The 1,175-nt window shown below is 43.1% G+C and carries 1 protein-coding gene; it reads right to left on the bottom strand.

The genetic code is table 11. From position 1 onward, the window contains the following. Window positions 1–1,127: bifunctional UDP-N-acetylglucosamine diphosphorylase/glucosamine-1-phosphate N-acetyltransferase GlmU (glmU, locus tag A3762_RS03235; RefSeq protein ID WP_369820656.1), on the bottom strand; the 1,127-nt coding region annotated here is incomplete at its 3' end. Between the last annotated feature and the right edge of the window lie 48 nt (window positions 1,128–1,175).

Below are 1,175 nucleotides of genomic sequence, written 5' to 3'. Positions count from 1 at the left end.
GAGTTCGAACCAATAAACACATCATCGCCAAGTTCTGTTTGGTATTTGTTTACACCGTCATAGTTACAGGTGATCGTGCCTGCACCGATATTTACACCCGCGCCAATCTCTGCGTCTCCGATATAGCTCAAGTGATTCACTTTCGAACCTTCGCCAATATTTGCTTTCTTCGTTTCGACAAAATTACCGATTTTAGCGTTGTCAGAAAGCTTAGTTCCGGGGCGGAGTCGAGCATAGGGGCCAATATCGCAATCCGATCCAACAATAGAGTCCTCGATGACTGAATTCGCTTTGATAACCGTACCTGAGGCAATAGTAGTGTTTTTAATCAAGCAATTAGGACCTATTGAAACGTTGTCTTCTATTGAAACATTGCCTTCAAAGATACAATTTAAATCGATTGTTACGTCTTGACCACAGGCCAAAGTACCACGGATATCAATACGGTTTGGATCAAATAGGCTCACGCCGTTTCTTAACAAGGCTTCACCAAGTTGGGATTGATACCAACATTCAAGTTCACACAGTTGTAAGCGATCATTTACGCCTTGAACTTCTTCTGGAGAATTCGGAAAACACGCTTCAACTTCTTTTCCTTGATTAACCGCTAAAGCAACAAAGTCAGTCAGGTAGTATTCTGCTTGTGCATTATCAGCCCTAAGTTGTGGAAGCCATACATTCATATTATTCGAACTGAATGCCATGAATCCTGTATTTACTTCTTGGATCGCTAGCTGTTCGTCAGTTGCATCTTTTTGCTCGACAATCGCATTTACTTCTTGCGCGATATTACGAACGATTCGACCATAACCTGTTGGATCGGCTAGCTCCATAGTAAGTAGCGCAAGCGTTTCTTCATCAGCCATCTCTACTAGCTCAGTAAGCGAATCTACACCAATTAGTGGCACATCGCCGTACAATACGAGTACTTTGGAATCGGAAGTTATGTTACCAGCAGCCTGAGCCACGGCGTGACCTGTGCCAAGTTGCTCGGTTTGCTGAACCCAATTGATTGGAAATGGAGAATTAGAAAATGCTTTCTGTACTTGATCAGCCCCATGTCCGATTACTACATGAAGACTTGTTGGATTTAACCGTTGTGCCGTATCTAAAACGTGTTCAAGCATCGGCTTTCCGGCCAATTCGTGCAAAACTTTTGGTTTTGCAGACTTCAT

Source organism: Oleiphilus sp. HI0125, assembly GCF_001635355.1.
This window is presented reverse-complemented; position numbering and strand designations above follow the sequence as displayed.